This is a genomic window from Microbacterium sp. Leaf151 (genome assembly GCF_001424225.1).
GTDB lineage: Bacteria > Actinomycetota > Actinomycetes > Actinomycetales > Microbacteriaceae > Microbacterium.
This window is the reverse complement of the sequence record NZ_LMOR01000004.1, coordinates 187,968-204,406: the sequence shown is the minus strand read 5'-3', so window position 1 is coordinate 204,406 and position 16,439 is coordinate 187,968. Positions and strand designations below refer to the sequence as shown.

At 71.0% G+C, this 16,439-nt stretch carries 14 protein-coding genes; 10 read left to right on the top strand and 4 right to left on the bottom strand.

What is annotated here, in order from left to right; genetic code table 11:
• Nucleotides 1–158: 158 nt before the first annotated feature.
• Complete coding sequence (locus ASF76_RS11735; RefSeq protein WP_156459240.1) at nucleotides 159–2,708, bottom strand: LuxR family transcriptional regulator; 2,550 nt, start codon at nucleotides 2,706–2,708, stop codon at nucleotides 159–161.
• 296 nt (nucleotides 2,709–3,004) lie between these two features.
• Between ASF76_RS11735 and miaB the strand changes: the two genes are divergently transcribed.
• The 3 genes from miaB (at nucleotide 3,005) to dapF (ending at nucleotide 6,416) form a co-directional block, all read left to right on the top strand.
• Nucleotides 3,005–4,552, top strand: a complete 1,548-nt coding sequence (gene miaB, locus ASF76_RS11730; RefSeq protein ID WP_055957810.1) for a tRNA (N6-isopentenyl adenosine(37)-C2)-methylthiotransferase MiaB — start codon at nucleotides 3,005–3,007, stop codon at nucleotides 4,550–4,552.
• Nucleotides 4,549–5,478 (top strand): tRNA (adenosine(37)-N6)-dimethylallyltransferase MiaA, encoded by a 930-nt coding sequence (gene miaA, locus ASF76_RS11725; protein ID WP_055957808.1) that lies wholly within the window; start codon nucleotides 4,549–4,551, stop codon nucleotides 5,476–5,478. Before miaB ends, miaA begins: the two co-directional genes overlap by 4 nt.
• An 83-nt stretch (nucleotides 5,479–5,561) precedes the next feature.
• Nucleotides 5,562–6,416, top strand: coding sequence for a diaminopimelate epimerase (gene dapF, locus ASF76_RS11720; protein ID WP_055957806.1), 855 nt, complete (start codon nucleotides 5,562–5,564; stop codon nucleotides 6,414–6,416).
• Between the two features lie 125 nt (nucleotides 6,417–6,541).
• On the opposite strand, the gene ASF76_RS11715 is transcribed toward dapF, so the two are convergent.
• Nucleotides 6,542–7,186, bottom strand: coding sequence for a class I SAM-dependent methyltransferase (locus tag ASF76_RS11715; RefSeq protein ID WP_055957804.1), 645 nt, complete (start codon nucleotides 7,184–7,186; stop codon nucleotides 6,542–6,544).
• A gap of 100 nt (nucleotides 7,187–7,286) precedes the next feature.
• On the opposite strand from ASF76_RS11715, the gene hflX reads away from it, so the two are divergent.
• Complete coding sequence (hflX, locus tag ASF76_RS11710) at nucleotides 7,287–8,804, top strand: GTPase HflX (protein WP_055957801.1); 1,518 nt, start codon at nucleotides 7,287–7,289, stop codon at nucleotides 8,802–8,804.
• A gap of 149 nt (nucleotides 8,805–8,953) precedes the next feature.
• Here hflX and ASF76_RS11705 read toward each other — a convergent pair whose 3' ends face one another.
• A complete protein-coding gene (locus tag ASF76_RS11705; RefSeq protein WP_055957798.1) occupies nucleotides 8,954–10,846 on the bottom strand; it encodes a S9 family peptidase in 1,893 nt (630 codons plus the stop codon).
• Between the two features lie 177 nt (nucleotides 10,847–11,023).
• The gene (gene lexA, locus ASF76_RS11700; RefSeq protein WP_055957796.1) at nucleotides 11,024–11,710 is read right to left on the bottom strand and encodes a transcriptional repressor LexA; all 687 of its coding nucleotides are present in this window, start codon (nucleotides 11,708–11,710) and stop codon (nucleotides 11,024–11,026) included.
• 259 nt (nucleotides 11,711–11,969) lie between these two features.
• Here lexA and ASF76_RS11695 point away from each other — a divergent pair, with 259 nt between their 5' ends.
• Genes ASF76_RS11695 through ASF76_RS11670 form a run of 6 tightly spaced genes read left to right on the top strand, consistent with a single transcriptional unit; the run spans nucleotide 11,970 to nucleotide 16,323 of the window.
• Nucleotides 11,970–12,320, top strand: coding sequence for a LysM peptidoglycan-binding domain-containing protein (locus ASF76_RS11695; protein WP_055957791.1), 351 nt, complete (start codon nucleotides 11,970–11,972; stop codon nucleotides 12,318–12,320).
• Nucleotides 12,321–12,375: 55 nt separating this feature from the next.
• Nucleotides 12,376–13,470 (top strand): histidinol-phosphate transaminase, encoded by a 1,095-nt coding sequence (locus ASF76_RS11690; RefSeq protein ID WP_200936127.1) that lies wholly within the window; start codon nucleotides 12,376–12,378, stop codon nucleotides 13,468–13,470.
• Entirely contained in the window at nucleotides 13,467–14,081 is a 615-nt protein-coding gene (gene hisB, locus ASF76_RS11685; RefSeq protein ID WP_055957785.1) for an imidazoleglycerol-phosphate dehydratase HisB, read from the top strand. Before ASF76_RS11690 ends, hisB begins: the two co-directional genes overlap by 4 nt.
• Nucleotides 14,078–14,728, top strand: a complete 651-nt coding sequence (gene hisH, locus ASF76_RS11680; RefSeq protein ID WP_055957782.1) for an imidazole glycerol phosphate synthase subunit HisH — start codon at nucleotides 14,078–14,080, stop codon at nucleotides 14,726–14,728. The genes hisB and hisH overlap by 4 nt, the downstream gene beginning before the upstream one ends.
• 46 nt (nucleotides 14,729–14,774) lie before the next feature.
• A complete protein-coding gene (priA, locus tag ASF76_RS11675) occupies nucleotides 14,775–15,521 on the top strand; it encodes a bifunctional 1-(5-phosphoribosyl)-5-((5-phosphoribosylamino)methylideneamino)imidazole-4-carboxamide isomerase/phosphoribosylanthranilate isomerase PriA (RefSeq protein WP_055957780.1) in 747 nt (248 codons plus the stop codon).
• Nucleotides 15,505–16,323 carry an SseB family protein gene (locus ASF76_RS11670; protein ID WP_055957777.1) on the top strand — a complete coding sequence of 273 codons (819 nt, stop codon included), beginning with the start codon at nucleotides 15,505–15,507 and terminating at the stop codon, nucleotides 16,321–16,323. The genes priA and ASF76_RS11670 overlap by 17 nt, the downstream gene beginning before the upstream one ends.
• Nucleotides 16,324–16,439: the final 116 nt, after the last annotated feature.

The window sequence follows — 16,439 nt, the reverse complement described above, 5'->3', positions numbered from 1 at the left end:
GTGTGTTGTCGCCCCGGCGGGCGGCTTCACGCCCGAGGGGTGAGGTGTGTCGTCGCCCCGGCGGGCGGCCTCACGCCCGAGGGGTGGGGTGTGTCGTCGCCCCGGCGGGCGGCCTCACGCCCGAGGGGTGGGGTGTGTCGTCGCCCCGGCGGGCGGCCTCACGCCCGACGAGTGAGGTGTGTCGTCGCCCCCGGCTGGTGGGGGAGCGCCGTGAGACGCTCGGTAGCGGGGGACCCGACGTGCTGGTCGCCGCCCTCGTCAGCCGCGGCTATCGACTGCGTGGTCGTCGTCCGCTCCCGCTCGACCTCCGCGGCCACCATGCGCCCCAACTCCCTGCGAGAGGCGGCCCCCACTTTGGCGCGCGCCTGGTAGATGTGCGACTCCACCGTTCGCACCGACAGGAACAGCCGCGTCGCGATCTCGCGGTTCGTGAGCCCCTCATCGGCCATCAACGCGATCTCGTGCTCGCGCGCGGTCAGCTCGCCCCTCACGGCATCGATCTCCGGCGGACGAGGGAAGTCGGTCACGGCGTCGAAATGTTGTCGGCGCACGTCACGAGTCGACCACAGCGCATGCAGGCGGAGCTCGTCGACCGGGAGAGCCTCCTCGACGGTCGATCGCGCCGACGCGCGACGGACCGCTTCGGCCGCGAGGGGCAGGTCGGTCGTCGCGGCGAGTTGGACGAGCTCGTCGACTTCGTCCTCGCTCGCGGCCCCCAAGGCGGTGAGTCGGAAAAGGTCGCGGATGCGCAGGGCTGCCGCGGAGCGTCCTCGTGTCAGCTCCGCCGCACCGCGTGCCGCGACGCGAGCGGCGTCGTGGCGTCCCTCCGCCGCGAGGACGGTCGTCTGCACGTAGAGGCTGCTCCGACGCAGCAGGGGGATGCCGCGGTCGTCCAGACGCATGACGATCGCGCGAGCGTCGTCGAACCTGCCGGCCAAGGCGAGTTCCTCCGCGACGCTCAATTCGATCATCGTCGTATCGAGATCGGCGACGGCCGACGGCGTGCGCGACATCGCCGACGCCAACTCACGGCGTGACTCGACGGCCCGCCCTGCTCCGGCGAAAGCGATCGCGGCCGCCGCGCCCGCCAGGCTCAGCTCCGCCCCGTCGCCCTCACGCGCGGTCCTCGCCAGCTCGCGTTCGAGGCGGGCGTGCACGACGGCTCCGTCGGCTCCGGCGATCTGGTGACCCGCCAGCATCGAGATGAGAGCCGTGAGCCGGTCGCGTGCAAGGAGCCCGTCGTCGACGTATCGCGCGTCGAGCATGCGCTCCGCAGCGCGATAGCAAGCTCGCGCGCGCCGCCAGCAGCCGGCGATGGCCTCGGCCGTGCCCGCCGCCACGAGGGCGCGCAGGCGTGCCGCCGGTGCCGCCGACACCTCCGCCGCGGCACGTCCCGCGGCCTCGGCAGCGGCGGTCCACTCCAGTCGCGCTCCTGCGCGCGATGCTTGTGCGAGCAGATCATCGACGCGGGAGTCCGCGAGAGCCCGGTCGTGAGAGGTTTCTCCACGCCAGTCGTGCCCTTCATCCGAGGCGTCGCCCCGTGCCATCCGACGACGCATCTCGACGTCGCCAGCGTCGTCGGTCTCGCCCACGCCGACCGTGGCGCGAGCGCGGGCCGCGAGCTCGGCTTCGAGTCGGAGCGCGGGAACGTCCGCCGACCCCAGCCCCCGCGCCGCATAGGCGGCGGCGTGTGCGGCGTCGCCACGATCATTCGCCTCACGCGCGGCATCCAAGGCGACGCGTGCCCGGACCGCCGGGGGATGGGCGGTCTCGCCCGAGAGTTCCGGCCCGAGACGGTGCCAGCGCTGCGCGACCGTGACGGCGACGGCGGAACTCCACCACTCGTCGGACTCCGCGAGCATTCGTCGACCCGCAGCATCGACGATGGCGTCGACTCGGGAGACGCCCAGACGGCGTTGCGCCTCCTGAGAGATCAGGTCGTTCGCGGTGAGACGACGCTCGGGCGAGGGGTCCGCGTGAAGGAGTCCGCGCGCCACGAGCGCGTGGAGACTGTCGACCTCGAAGAACCGGGTCGCCACGGCCGTCTCGAGATGAGCGAGACGGCGGATGCCGGCAAGGCTCTCGAGATCTTCTGTGGGCATCTCGGACACATGCCGTTCGAGCGCGACGGCGAGTCGACTGTGAGGGGCGATCGTGCGGAACGCCTCCAGCGGATCGCGACCGGCCCGCGCGTCGGCGATGGCGTGCAGGACGAGACGTCGCAGGAGCGCCCTCGAGCGGTCTGCGCGCCACACGAGCGCCGCACGTGTGGGGCTGTCGAGGAGTCGCGCGTCGGGGAAGACGTCGATGAGTCGGAACGCCTCCTCGTCGTCCAGCTCGGTGAGATCGACGCGTCGCGCCAGTCCCTCGACCCAGAGGTCCCTCAGGCCGCGACGCGCGCCCGCATCGTCGGGCGCCTCGACATCCCGGGGGCGGGCGGTGCGATGAGCGAGAACCGCGGTCAGTCTCCGAGCTGCCACGGACCGAGCGATCGCCCGTGCCGAATCCGCGTCGAGGAGCTCGATGTCGTCGACGATGAGCACGCCGTCCGCGACCGTGTGGTCGTCCGAGCCTGCCCGCAGCATCCCGAGCGCGGGGTCGGCGGTGGCGTCGACTGCGCCGAACGGCTGTTGCGAGAGAGCCGACGCGGTGTGCAGGACGATGGCGCGTCCGCCGAGGCGCGCGATCTCCGCGGTGATCCCGCGCAAGAGATGGCTTCGGCCGCTCCCTCGGGGACCCGCCACGACCAGCGAGGCTCCATCCAGGACGCGCGCCGCCCACGCCCCTGCATCCCGATCCGCGCCGATCGCTTCCACCGAGCGCACCTTCCTCCGGTCGCTGTTCATGCTCCCCCCTGGCACTCGTCGGTAAACGCTAGCGCCGCGGATGCGCGGGGGACGTCCAGCGCACGCACGCTTCTGCCCGGATCGCGCCACAGGAGGCCCGGGCAGAGACCTGGCGATCTGCGCGGCTCCGGAGTGGGCCGCTTAGACTTGCACTCATCATGACCACCCCCGTTTCCTCCCCGACGCTGATCGAGCCGTCCTCCGCAGCCCAGGGCGCGGAGGGCCCGCGCACGTACGAAGTCCGCACCTTCGGGTGCCAGATGAACGTGCACGATTCCGAGCGTCTTTCCGGCTCACTGGAGAGCGCGGGATACGTGCGCGCCGATGCCGGGGTCGAGGCCGACGTCGTCGTCATCAACACGTGCGCCGTCCGCGACAACGCGGCGGGCAAGCTGTACGGCACCCTCGGTCACCTGAAATCGAGAAAAGACGCGCACGCGGGCATGCAGATCGCCGTCGGCGGATGTCTCGCCCAGATGGACAAGGATGCCGTGCAGCAGAAGGCCCCGTGGGTCGACGTCGTCTTCGGCACGCACAACATGGGGTCGCTGCCCGGCATGCTCGAACGCGCGCGGCACAACGGCGAGGCCGAGCTCGAGATCCTCGAGTCGCTGGAGATCTTCCCCTCCACCCTCCCGACCAAGCGCGATTCGATCCACAGCGGCTGGGTCTCGATCTCGGTGGGGTGCAACAACACCTGCACGTTCTGCATCGTGCCGAGCCTGCGCGGCAAAGAGAAAGATCGCCGCCCGGGCGACATCCTCAACGAGATCCGGCTGCTCGTCGACGACGGTGCGATCGAGGTCACGCTGCTCGGGCAGAACGTGAACTCGTACGGCGTCGAGTTCGGCGACCGTCTCGCGTTCGGCAAGCTGCTGCGCGCCGCGGGTGAGATCGAGGGTCTCGAGCGCATCCGGTTCACGAGTCCCCACCCCGCAGCCTTCACCGACGACGTCATCGCCGCAATGGCTGAGACTCCGTCCGTCATGCCGCAGCTGCACATGCCGCTGCAGTCCGGCTCCGACCGCATCCTCAAGGCGATGCGCCGGTCGTACCGGAGCGAGAAGTTCCTCGGCATCCTGGACCGTGTGCGCGAGCGCATCCCCTACGCGGCGATCACGACCGACATCATCGTCGGCTTCCCCGGCGAGACCGAGGAAGACTTCCAGGAGACCCTGCGCGTGGTGGAAGCCTCTCGCTTCTCGAGCGCCTTCACGTTCCAGTACTCCATCCGCGAGGGCACTCCGGCGGCGACGATGGCCGACCAGGTGCCGAAGGCCGTCGTGCAGGAACGCTACGAGCGGCTCACCGCCCTGCAGGACCGGATCGCCGCAGAAGAGAACCGTAAGCAGCTCGGTCGCACCCTCGACGTGCTCATCTCGGCCGGCGAGGGCAAGAAGGACGCCGAGACGCACCGCCTCACCGGCCGCGCCGAAGACAACCGGCTCGTGCACGTCGAGGTGCCCGCCGGCTCACCCGTGCCGCGGCCAGGTGACGTGGTCTCGGCGACGGTCACGCATGCGGCACCCTTCCACCTGCTCGCCGACTCGCCCGACGGCGCGCCTCTGCGGATCCGTCGCACGCGTGCGGGAGACGCCTGGGACCGCTCGCAGGCCGAGTCGTGCGGCGTGCCCGCGCCCGCCGGCGAGAGCGACGCGCCGCGCGCAGTGTCGTTGGGTCTTCCCACCCTCCGCGTCGGCGTGTGACCGCGCCGGTCCTCTGGGCGGTCGTCGGTGCGACGGGGACCGGCAAGACCGGCCTCTCGCTCGACCTCGCCGACGCGCTGGCCGCCCGTGGACGCCGCGCCGAGATCGTCAACGCCGATGCGATGCAGCTGTACCGCGGTATGGACATCGGCACCGCCAAGATCCCGCTCGCCGAGCGCCGTGGCATCCCGCACCACCTCTTCGATGCGCTCGCCGTGACCGATGAGGCCGCGGTCGCCTGGTACCAGGATGCCGCCCGCACGGTCATCGGCGACATCCACGACCGTGGTGCGGACGCCATCCTCGTCGGGGGGTCGGGCCTGTACGTCTCGAGCGTGCTGTGGGACTTCCGCTTCCCCCCGCGCGACGAGGCGCTGCGCGCACGGCTGGAGGCGGAGCTGGAGGCCGCGGGGGCGGGTGCACTCTACGCGCGACTGCGCGCGGCCGACCCGGTCGCGGCCGGTCGCATCGACCCACGCAACGGACGCCGTGTGGTGCGGGCCCTGGAGGTTCTGGCGCAGGGCGGCGAGACGCACGGCGGTGCGCTTCCGGATGCGCCGGAGTTCTGGCATCCGCACACGCGCATCGTCGCCACCGCGATCGATCGAGACGAACTGGTGCCGATGCTCGACGCACGTGTCGAGCGCATGTGGGAGCAGGGCCTCGTCGACGAGGTGCGGGCGTTGCGCGCGGAAGGCCTCGAGCGGGGCGCGACCGCCGGGCGGGCGATCGGCTACGCGCAGGCCCTCGGGCAGCTTCGCGGCGAGCTCACGCGCGAGGACGCCGTCGCCGAGACCCAGGCGCTCACCCGTCGCTATGCGCGCCGCCAGGTGTCGTGGTTCCGGCGTTACGCCCGAGCCGTGTGGGTCGACGCGCGCCGCGTGAGCGCTGAGAGCCTGGTATCCGACACGGGGGAGCGCGCGTGACGGGTGGGCGGGAGGGGTCTTCGTCGATCGCTGCGGGACGACTGATCGCCGGGTGGGTGCAGCTCGCTCCGTAGACTGGACGCATGGCGACTCTCCCGTTCACCAAGGGCCACGGCACCGGCAACGACTTCGTGGTGGTGGCCGATCCCGACGGCGAACTCGACCTCTCCGACGCGCAGGTCGCGGTGCTGTGCGACCGTCACTTCGGCATCGGCGCCGACGGATTGCTGCGGGTCGTCCGCACGACGGCGATCGTCGAGGGCGCGGATGCCGCGGCATCCGGCGCCGAGTGGTTCATGGACTACCGCAACGCCGACGGGTCGATCGCCGAGATGTGCGGCAACGGCACCCGCGTCTTCGCGCGCTATCTCACCGACACCGGCCTCGCGTCCATCGACGAGGGCTTACGCATCGGCACCCGCGCAGGGGTCAAGACGCTCACGCGCAGCGACCGCGGTTTCGAGGTCGACCTCGGGGCCTTCGAGGTGGATGCCGATGAGACCCTCGTCCGTGCGAAGGGACTGTCGGTGGCACGCCCGGGCGTCGGCATCGACGTGGGCAACCCGCACGTGGTCGTCGCCCTGTCGTCCGACGCCGAACTCGACGGTCTCGATCTCGCGTATCAGCCGGTTCTCGATCCCGCTCCGCGGCACGGCGCGAACGTGGAGTTCGTCGTGCCGGCCGATCCGCTCGTGCGCGACGGCGTCGGTGCGATCCGCCTGCGGGTGTTCGAGCGCGGTGTCGGAGAGACACTGAGTTGCGGCACCGGCGTGGCTGCGGCCGCGCTCGCCGTGCGGCACTGGGCGGGTCCGGCAGCCCCCGACCACTGGGTGGTCGACACCCCGGGCGGCACGCTGGGTGTGCGCGTGTCCGGCGGGCGGGTGTTCCTCTCGGGTCCCGCGTCTCTGGTGTTCACCGGCGAGGTCGCGCTCGCCTGACCCACGGGCACGTGGCTCGAAGTGACACGACCGGCGCGACCACGCACAGAACGTGCCGCCTCGATCGAGTGACATCGCGCGGTACGTGTGCTCACGGCATCCATCGGCGCGGCGCGGCGCGCGGCTCAGCTGACGATGTCGATGGGCTCGCTCGGCGGCGAGCCGTGGCGGCGCACCCGGATCACGCGGAACCCGCGGCCGGTCGCGGCCCGTTGCACGCTGTAGCCGTCGATGAAGGTCGCCGCGAGCCACCGCTGCAGCGAATCCGAACCGAGGTTGCGCTGAACGACGAACCACCCGTCGGAACGCTCCGTCATGCGCGGGATCCAGTGCTGCAGCATCCCGTGCAGCTCGTTCTTGCCCACGCGGATCGGAGGGTTGGAGCGGATGGTGCGAAACGACACGTCGTCGGGAACATCCTCGGGGCGCACGGCGTTGATGTTCGAGAGGCCATGCGACTGCGCGTTGCGCCTCACGAGATCGAGAGCCCGTTCGTTGACGTCGACCGCCCAGACGGTCGCGTGCGGTGAGGCGAGCGCCAGCGACATCGAGATCGGACCCCACCCGCACCCCAGGTCGAGGAAGTGCCCACCGGCGGGAGGGGGAGGGGTGTTGGCGAGCAGCACCGAGGTCCCGGCATCCACGTGGTCGGGGCTGAAGACGCCGCCCGCCGTGACCACCTCGAGCTCACGACCGGCGAGCGTCACGCTGATGCGGCGGAGCTGTTCGGGACTCGACGGCGATGCGCTGAAGTAGTGCTCGCTCCCCATCACGCCAGGATATCCGACCGACCCCTCGGGCGTCGGGACGGATAAAGTTCCAGAACACCGAGATATCCACCGCGGCCAGGCCCGCGGCCGAAAGGAACACATGACCGAACAGACCACACCCCCGAGCATCGACGCGTCGCCGGTCGACCCGGTGGACCGCGTGCTCTCGCGCGCCGAAGCGCACCGCGGGGTCCGGGTCTTCGGTGCAGCGCAGGCGCTCCAAGATGCCACCACCGCCTACGGCGGCGACGCCGACGGCGACCAGTGGGACCGCGAGGAGCGCGCCGCGCTCCGCCGCGTCGCCGGACTCTCCACCGAGCTCGAAGACGTCACCGAGGTCGAGTACCGCCAGTTGCGCCTCGAGAACGTCGTCCTCGTCGGCGTGCACCCGCAGGGCGAGCAGGCGGATGCCGAGAACTCGCTGCGCGAGCTGTCGGCGCTGGCCGAGACGGCCGGTGCCGTCGTGCTCGACGGCGTGCTGCAGCGGCGCCCGCACCCGGATCCGGCGACCTACGTCGGTCGGGGCAAGGCGGCGGAGCTGCGCGACATCGTCGCCGCCGTCGGTGCCGACACCGTCATCGCCGATACCGAACTGGCACCCAGCCAGCGCCGTGCGCTCGAAGACGTGGTGAAGGTGAAGGTGATCGACCGCACGACGGTCATCCTCGACATCTTCAGCCAGCACGCCAAGAGCCGCGAGGGCAAAGCCCAGGTCGAGCTGGCACAGCTCGAGTACCTCCTCCCGCGTCTGCGCGGCTGGGGTGACTCGATGTCGCGTCAGGCCGGTGGCCAGGTCGGTGCGGGCGGTGCGGGAATGGGCTCGCGCGGCCCCGGTGAGACGAAGATCGAGCTCGACCGTCGCCGCATCCGCACGAAGATGGCCCTGCTGCGCAAACAGCTGCGCGACTTCGCCCCCGCCCGTGAGGCGAAACGCGCCGAACGCAAGCGTCACACCATCCCCTCGGTCGCGATCGCCGGCTACACCAACGCCGGGAAGTCGAGTCTGCTGAACCGGCTCACCAGTGCCGGTGTGCTGGTCGAGAACGCCCTGTTCGCGACCCTGGATGCCACGGTCCGGCGTTCGGAGACGAGCGACGGTCGCGTCTACACGCTGACCGACACGGTGGGCTTCGTGCGCAACCTTCCGCACCAGCTGGTCGAGGCCTTCCGCTCGACCCTGGAGGAGGTCGGCGACGCCGACGTCATCCTGCACGTCGTCGACGCCTCGCACCCCGACCCGGCCGCGCAGCTGATGACGGTGCGCGACGTGATGGGCGACGTCGATGCGAACTTCGGTCAGGAGATCGTCGTCTTCAACAAGGCCGATCTCGTCACGGATGACGACCGGCTCGTGCTGCGCGGACTCGCGCCGAAGGCGAAGTTCGTGTCCTCGCGCACCGGTGAGGGTATCGAGGAGCTGCGCGCCGCGATCGAAGAGGCGCTGCCGTTGCCGGCGGTCGAGGTGCAGGCGGTCGTTCCGTACGACCGCGGCGACCTGGTGTCGGCCGTCCACGAGAGCGGGCTGATCCTGGCGCAGGAGCACCGCGAGACCGGAACGTTCCTGCACGCCCACGTGGGCGCCCGCCTCGCGGCGGAGTTGGAGCCGTTCGCGGCCTGATTGGCGACGAAGAACCCCGCCGACGAGTGTTCGGCGGGGTTCTTCGCGGTCGTGTGCGGCTGCCGATCGGCATCTTCGTCGCACAGTGAAAGACGGCACGGCTCGGCGGAGACCGCTTCACCGGGCCGCCCTCCCGCGGTCGGGGGAGATCAGTCGAGCTCGAGGCTCGGCACCCCCGGGGTCTCGAAGCCGAACACCGCACCCAGGAATCCGAGTTCGCGACGGAGCGAGTCGATGACCGTCTCGGCACGGCGGAAGCCGTGGCCTTCTCCCTCGTACAGCACATAGGCGTGAGGGACTCCGTGCGCGGACAGGGCGTTGCGGATCGCCTCGGCCTGCGACGGCGGCACGACCCGGTCTTCCGTGCCCTGCAGGATCAGCAGGGGCACGCGGAACCGCTCGGGACGGCTGAGCGGCGACCGGTCGATGTACACCTGTTCTGCCTCGGGGAGCGGTCCGATGAGACCGTCGAGGTAGCGCGCCTCGAAGTCGTGGGTGTCTTCGGCCAGGGCGCGGGCGTCGCCGACGCCGTAACGGGAGATGCCCGCCGAGAAGACATCGGTGCGGGTGACGGCGGCCAGCACGGTCCATCCGCCCGCGGAGCCGCCCGCGATGGCGAGACGCTCGGGATCGGCGAGACCCGCCGCGGCGAGGGCGGATGCCGCTGCGGCGACGTCATCGACGTCGACCACGCCCCACTGGCCCTTCAGTCGCTCGCGGTAGGCGCGCCCGTATCCGGTGGAGCCCCCGTAGTTGACGTCGAGCACGCCGATGCCGCGGCTGGTGAAGAACGCCGTCTTCGCGGACGGCGCGGGGCCGACATGGGAGGTCGGGCCGCCGTGCACGAGCACGACGTAGGGCGGACGCTCGTCCGCGGGCGCCGTGACGGCGGGATGCGTGGGTGCGTAGGCGAAGGCGTGCACCGGGCCGTGCGGCCCCTCCGTCTCGAGGGCGCGCGCCGACGGCATCCACTCGTCTCCCCAGGAGCCGGAGCCCCCTGTCACGAGGTCGACGACGCCGGAGTCGAGGTCGACCAGCCACAGGCCGGAGCGACCCGCGGCGTCGGCGCCCGAGATCAGTACCCTATTGCCTCGCGCATCGTCGACGGCGGCACCGGCCACCACGGGGACATCGAGCGGCCGGACGCCCGACGGCGCGATCTCGACGATCTCGTCAGCGCCGTCGGTTCGTACGGCGACGATGCGGCCGTCGGCCGCCGCACCGAACCATCTCGTGCCCAGTACCCACAGTCCGCCGCCGGTGTCGGCGTCCGCCGGCGCGACGGGCTGCGCGTCGCCGTCGAGGGGACGGCGGAACAGGTTCCACCGGCCGCCCGGATCGTCGGCGTACAGCAGTTCGTCATCGGCGAGCCACACGGGCTGGAGGGGCGCGCGTTCGTCGCCACCCGCGAGGTCGTGCACCTCTCCGGATGCGAGGTCGGCGACGCGCAGGATCGTGGCGTCCCAGGGCATGTCGGGGTGGTTCCACGCGATCCACGCGAGTCGGGTGCCGTCGGGGCTGAGGGCGGGCTGCGCGAGGAAGTCGCTGCCCTCGGCGAGCACGTCGACGGCTCCGGAACCGTCGGTGGCGATGCGGACGATGGCGCGCGTCGGGACGCGCTCGGCGCCGTGCGTCTCGCGCACGGCCAGGAGGGTGCCGTGCTCGAACAGCAGGCCGCCGTGGCGCACGGTGTCGTCGGACGGGGTGAGGGCTCGCGCCCCGCCCCCCGGCCGCAGGGCGTAGACCCGCTGGTCGGTCTTCTCGACGTAGTAGAGCTCGCCCTCGTCGGACGCGGTCCACGCGCCGCCACCGTACTCGTGGACCGCGGAACGGGCATTGGCGGGAGCGGGGAGGACGGTCTCGACGGACCCGTCGGCGCGGCGACGCTTCACCGCGACCCTCCCGGCCTCGGTGGGGACGGACTCGCCCCACCACACCTCGTCGCTCACCATCCGCGCACCGTCTACGCGCGGGGTCGACTGCGCCACCGATTCGGGGGTGATCGGCGAGGGCCAGGAACCGTAGGGGAGGGTGTCTGCCATGGTTCCCACCCTACGGACCACCTCCGCCACGCGGCACGGGCGATGTTCTCAGGCCGTTCTCTGCGCGAGCGGCCACGCCGGCTGCGCCGCGTGTCCACCCCGTTTCGCGCCGTGGAGAACGTCCGAACACCTGACAGCGACCCTCTCTTCGGGTGTCGCCGCGAGTGGACGATGGCGTCACACCGCGCGCAGCACCGCCACGACACGACCCAGCAGGACGGCCTCGTCTCCGAGGATGGGTTCGAAGGCGGTGTTGCGGGGCAGGAGCCAGGTGTGGCCGTCGCGGCGACGGAACGTCTTCACCGTGGCCTCGCCGTCGAGCATCGCGGCGACGATCTCGCCGTTCTCGGCGTTCGCCTGCGACCGCACGACCACCCAGTCGCCGTCGCAGATCGCCGCGTCGATCATCGATTCGCCCGAGACCTTGAGCATGAACAACTCGCCCTTGCCGACGAGCTGGCGGGGGAGGGGGAAGATCTCCTCCACCTGCTGGTCGGCGGTGATGGGCACGCCCGCCGCGATCCGGCCCACCAGCGGCACGAGGGCGGCGTCGCCCACCGAGGGTGCGGTGTCGGCCGGGTTCTCGGCGGCGGTGCCGGGAAGGTCGATCAGCACCTCCATGGCGCGGGTCTTGCCCGGGTCGCGGCGCAGGTAGCCGCTGAGCTCGAGCTGGTTCAGCTGGTGGGTGACGCTCGACAGCGATTTCAGGCCGACCGCGTCGCCGATCTCGCGCATGCTCGGCGGATAGCCGTGCCGCGCGATCGAACGCTGGATGACCTCGAGGATCGCGAGCTGCTTGTCGCTGAGGTTCTTGCGCCGACGCGTCTGCGGTCGGTCGCGGCCGGCGGTCGTCGCGTCGGTCATCTGATGCTCCCCTCGCGCCGCGGGAAGGGCGGCGGAAATTCGAATGTCGGAGGTTGGTGATGAGGTCTCCGTGTCGAAACCGTATCCGGTCGGCGAGGCGAATCACACGGAAGCTCACGCGTGTCGCGTTCGATTCGTCTCCGACAGACGTCGTCTTGACACCCACGCAGTATCGAAGATAGATTCGGAACACAGATTCGCACTCCCGTCCTCCCGGCCGAGGGCGGGGTGCGAATCTCTCCCCACTGAGGAGCACACCATGACCAGCATCGCCATCTCCACCCCCACCACCCGCCTGCGCATCACGCCGCGCGGTCGCCGCGCCGTCACCTTCCTGGTGTCGCTGCCGCTCGCCGTGGCTCTGGGTGTCGCGGTCGTCGGCGGCGGTGCCGCGCTGGCCTCGAACGACGCCGGGGCCCCCGCGGGTTCCTTCCCCGAGGTCACCGTCATGAGCGGCGACACCCTGTGGTCGATCGCCGAAGAGCTGGCGCCCGCGGCCGATCCCCGCGACGTCGTCGCCAAGATCTCCCGTCTCAACGCCCTGTCCGGCGGTTCGGTGGCGGCCGGTCAGCGCATTGCGATCCCCGTCGAGTACGCCCCCGCGAACTGACGCCCGCTCCGCGCAGGCCATGCCGCGTGAGTCGCCGCGCCGCCCGCCGCCTACGATGGGTGAGGTGACCGTACGCCTCGACGACCTGCCTCTTCGCGACGATCTGCGGGGGATGACCCCGTATGGAGCACCGCAGGCGCCGCTCCCGGTGGCGCTGAACGTGAACGAGAACACGCATCCCGTTCCATCGGAGGTCGCCGACGACATCTTGGATGCCGTCGCCCGGGCCCTCCGCGACGTGAACCGTTATCCCGATCGTGAGTTCACCGGGTTGCGCGAGGCGTTCGCGCACTACCTGGGCCACGGCCTGGGTGCCGAGCAGATCTGGGCGGCCAACGGCTCGAACGAGGTCCTGCAGCACATCCTTCAGGCGTTCGGCGGTCCCGGTCGTACCGCGATGGGCTTCGCGCCCACCTACTCGATGTATCCGATTCTCACGCGCGCCACCGGTGCGCGATGGATCGCCGGGCACCGCGATCACGATTTCTCCCTGACGGCGGAGTCCGCGGCCGCTCAGGTCCGCGAGCAGCGTCCCGACATCGTCTTCCTCTGTGCGCCCAACAACCCCACGGGTACCCCGCTCCGACGCGACGTCATCGAGGCGGTCTACGACGCGACCGACGGTGTCGTCATCGTCGACGAGGCGTACGAGGAGTTCGCCCCGCGCGACGAGCCGTCCGCCGTGGCGCTTCTTCCCGGTCGCCCGCGCTTGGTCGTCTCGCGCACGATGAGCAAGGCCTTCGCTTTCGCCGGCGCGCGGGTGGGCTATCTCGCGGCCGACCCGGCCTTCGTCGACGCCCTGCGTCTGGTGCGTCTGCCCTACCACCTGAGCGCCTTGACCCAGGCGGCGGCGACCGCGGCGCTGGGCCACGCCGAGACGATGCTGGGCATGGTCGACGAGATCGTCGCCCAGCGCGATCGCATCTCGGCGACGGTGTCGGCCCTCGGCTACACGGCGCACGAGTCGTGGGCGAACTTCGTGTTGTTCGGAGCGGTCGACGACCCGGCCGCGACGTGGAAGGCCCTCTACGACCGCGGCGTGCTCATCCGCGACGTGGGAATCCCCCACCACCTGCGCGTGTCGGCCGGCACGGCCGACGAGACCACCGCGTTCCTCGACGCCCTCGCCTCGATAGGATCCCGATCATGACCGGCCCCGCCACGCCCCGCACCGCCTCGTTCACGCGCGAGACGAGCGAGTCGCACATCGAGCTCGAGTTGGATCTCGACGGACGCGGTGCGAGCGACATCCAGACGACGGTGCCGTTCTTCGACCACATGCTCACGGCGTTCGCGAAGCACTCGCTCACCGACCTGCGCGTGCGCGCAACCGGCGACACCCACATCGACGCCCACCACACCGTCGAGGACACCTCGATCGTGCTCGGCCAGGCCATCCGCCAGGCACTCGGCGACAAGTCCGGCATCGCGCGCTACGGCGACGCCCTCGTGCCGCTCGACGAGGCACTGGCGCAGGCGGTGGTCGACATCAGCGGTCGTCCGTATCTCGTGCACACCGGCGAGCCCGCCGGCTTCGAGCACCACCTCATCGGGGGCCACTTCACCGGCTCACTCGTGCGCCACTCGTTCGAGGCCATCTCGATCCACGCGGGGCTCACCGTGCACGTGCGCGTCCTCGGCGGACGCGACCCGCACCACATCGCCGAGGCGGAGTACAAGGCGCTCGCGCGCGCCTTCCGGCAGGCAAAGGCCCTCGATCCCCTCGTCGACGGCATCCCGAGCACCAAGGGTGCACTGTGACGGCCAAGCCCGTCGTCGCGGTTCTCGACTACGGGTCGGGCAACGTCCACTCCGCCGTCAAGGCCCTCGTCGAGGCCGGTGCCGACGCCCGCCTGACCGCCGACCGGTCGCTGCTGCTCGACGCCGACGGTCTCCTGGTGCCCGGCGTCGGCGCGTTTCGCGCGGTCATGGATTCCCTGAACGCCAGTCGCGGCGGCGAGATCATCGACCGCCGCCTCGCCGGCGGTCGACCGGTCCTGGGCATCTGCGTCGGCATGCAGGTCATGTTCGACCGCGGGATCGAGCGCGGCACCGACACGCCGGGGCTGGGGGAGTGGCCGGGCACCGTCGCCGAGCTCAAGGCGCCCGTGTTGCCGCACATGGGCTGGAACACCGTCACCGCGGGCGAGGATTCCCGCCTTTTCGAGGGCATCGAGCGCGAGCGGTTCTACTTCGTGCACTCGTACGCCGCGCAGGAGTGGCAGCTGGACGTCACCCCGCCGTTCCCGCAGCCGTCCGTGACGTGGTGCACCTACGGCGCGCCCTTCATCGCAGCGGTCGAGAACGGCCCGCTGGCGGCGACCCAGTTCCACCCCGAGAAGTCGGGCGAAGCCGGCATCCGCCTCCTCGCCAATTGGATCGACGGGCTGAGCGCGACTACTGTGTGACCTCGTGCCCCGGCTCGGCGAGATGCGCCGAAGGGTGCGAGGAGCCATGAACGATTTCGCGTCCACGCCCGAACTTGTGCTGCTTCCGGCGGTCGATGTGGCTGACGGCAAAGCCGTCCGTCTGACCCAGGGCGAGGCCGGTACCGAGACCAGCTACGGCGACCCCGTCGACGCGGCCGCCGACTTCGCCCGCCAGGGCGCGCAGTGGATCCACCTCGTCGACCTCGACGCCGCCTTCGGCCGTGGCAGCAATGCCCACGTCATGCGCAAGGTCATCAAGCAGGTCAAGGGCGTGCAGGTGGAGCTGTCGGGCGGCATCCGTGACGACCGCACGCTCGAGGCGGCGCTCGAAAGCGGAGCGAGCCGTATCAACCTCGGCACCGCGGCGCTCGAGAACCCCGAGTGGGCAGCCGATGTCATCAACCGCTACGGCGAGGCCATCGCCGTCGGTCTCGACGTGCGCGGCACGACCCTCGCGGCCCGCGGATGGACGCGCGACGGCGGCGATCTGTGGACGGTGCTCGATCGTCTCGAGGATGCCGGCTGCAGTCGCTACGTCGTCACCGACGTCACCAAAGACGGCACGCTCCGCGGCCCCAACATCGAACTGCTGCGCGAGATGACCCAGCGCACCCCGAAGCCGATCGTCGCCTCCGGCGGCGTGTCGAGCCTCGACGACATCGTGGCGCTGCGCGACCTCGTGCCCCTCGGTGTCGAGGGCGCCATCGTCGGCAAGGCGCTCTACGCGGGGCAGTTCACGCTCGCTGAGGCACTGGATGTCGCCGGACACTGACGGTCCGCACGGTCACGGGTCGCACGATCACGTCCCGCACGGCGCCGGCGCCGACTCGGCGGGCCTGCCCTGGGAGGGGCGCAGCTTCTCACCCAATCCGCACTCGGGCGATGACGGGTCGGCCGATCCGGCACTGCTCTCGGCGCTCCTGGTATTCGGAACAGCGGAGGGCGATGCGCGTGCGGTCGTCGACGCCTATCGCACGGCGCGCCTGCTGATCCCGCTCGTCGCCGAGAAGGGCGACCACGGCATCGGCGCGCACGGGCTCGAGGTCGATAAGACGCAGGAGCTGTCGATCGTCACCGTCGCCGCCCCGGACGGGCGCAAGGTCCTCCCGGTCTTCACCTCCGTCACGGCACTTCAGACCTGGGATGCCACGGCGCGCCCCGTTCCCGCAGACGGTCGACGCACGGCGCTGGCCGCCGCATCCGAAGACACCGAGCTCATCGTGATCGATCCGGGATCCGAGACGGAGTTCGTCATCCGCCGCCCCGCGCTCTGGGCGATCGCCCAGGGCGAGTCGTGGGAACCCGCTCACACCTCGCCGCTGATCTTCACGGGCCTTCAGCAGAGCATCTCGGGCGAACTCGCGGTGCTCGACCTCGCCGTGGAGTCGGGCGACCCCACGGGTCGTCTGCGCGGGCCGGAGCTCGTCGTGCACCTGCAGTTGATGTCGGGCCTTGAGCAGGAGGAGCTGGATGCCGTGCTCGCGCGCATCGCCCGCCGGTGGGCCTCCGATGACCGCATCGCCGTGCTCGTCGACTCGCTCACCGTCAAGTTGCACCGCAGCAAAGACGTCTGACCCGCGCCGCGCGGAAACGCAAGTACGACCGCGCCGTGACAGGCGATCGCTCGAGAACAGGACCTCGCTCGGTCGACGCGTCCTGTTCTCGCGGAATCCCCTGTCCTCATGCGGCG

Coding starts and splice junctions, on each gene's coding strand:
- dapF (WP_055957806.1), top strand. CDS start 5,562: ATGGCGACTCTCCCGTTCACCAAGGGCCACGGCACCGGCAACGACTTC.
- ASF76_RS11690 (WP_200936127.1), top strand. CDS start 12,376: ATGGGTGAGGTGACCGTACGCCTCGACGACCTGCCTCTTCGCGACGAT.
- ASF76_RS11715 (WP_055957804.1), bottom strand. CDS start 7,186: ATGGGGAGCGAGCACTACTTCAGCGCATCGCCGTCGAGTCCCGAACAG.
- ASF76_RS11670 (WP_055957777.1), top strand. CDS start 15,505: ATGTCGCCGGACACTGACGGTCCGCACGGTCACGGGTCGCACGATCAC.
- ASF76_RS11705 (WP_055957798.1), bottom strand. CDS start 10,846: ATGGCAGACACCCTCCCCTACGGTTCCTGGCCCTCGCCGATCACCCCC.
- miaB (WP_055957810.1), top strand. CDS start 3,005: ATGACCACCCCCGTTTCCTCCCCGACGCTGATCGAGCCGTCCTCCGCA.
- priA (WP_055957780.1), top strand. CDS start 14,775: ATGAACGATTTCGCGTCCACGCCCGAACTTGTGCTGCTTCCGGCGGTC.
- hisB (WP_055957785.1), top strand. CDS start 13,467: ATGACCGGCCCCGCCACGCCCCGCACCGCCTCGTTCACGCGCGAGACG.
- ASF76_RS11695 (WP_055957791.1), top strand. CDS start 11,970: ATGACCAGCATCGCCATCTCCACCCCCACCACCCGCCTGCGCATCACG.
- hflX (WP_055957801.1), top strand. CDS start 7,287: ATGACCGAACAGACCACACCCCCGAGCATCGACGCGTCGCCGGTCGAC.
- lexA (WP_055957796.1), bottom strand. CDS start 11,710: ATGACCGACGCGACGACCGCCGGCCGCGACCGACCGCAGACGCGTCGG.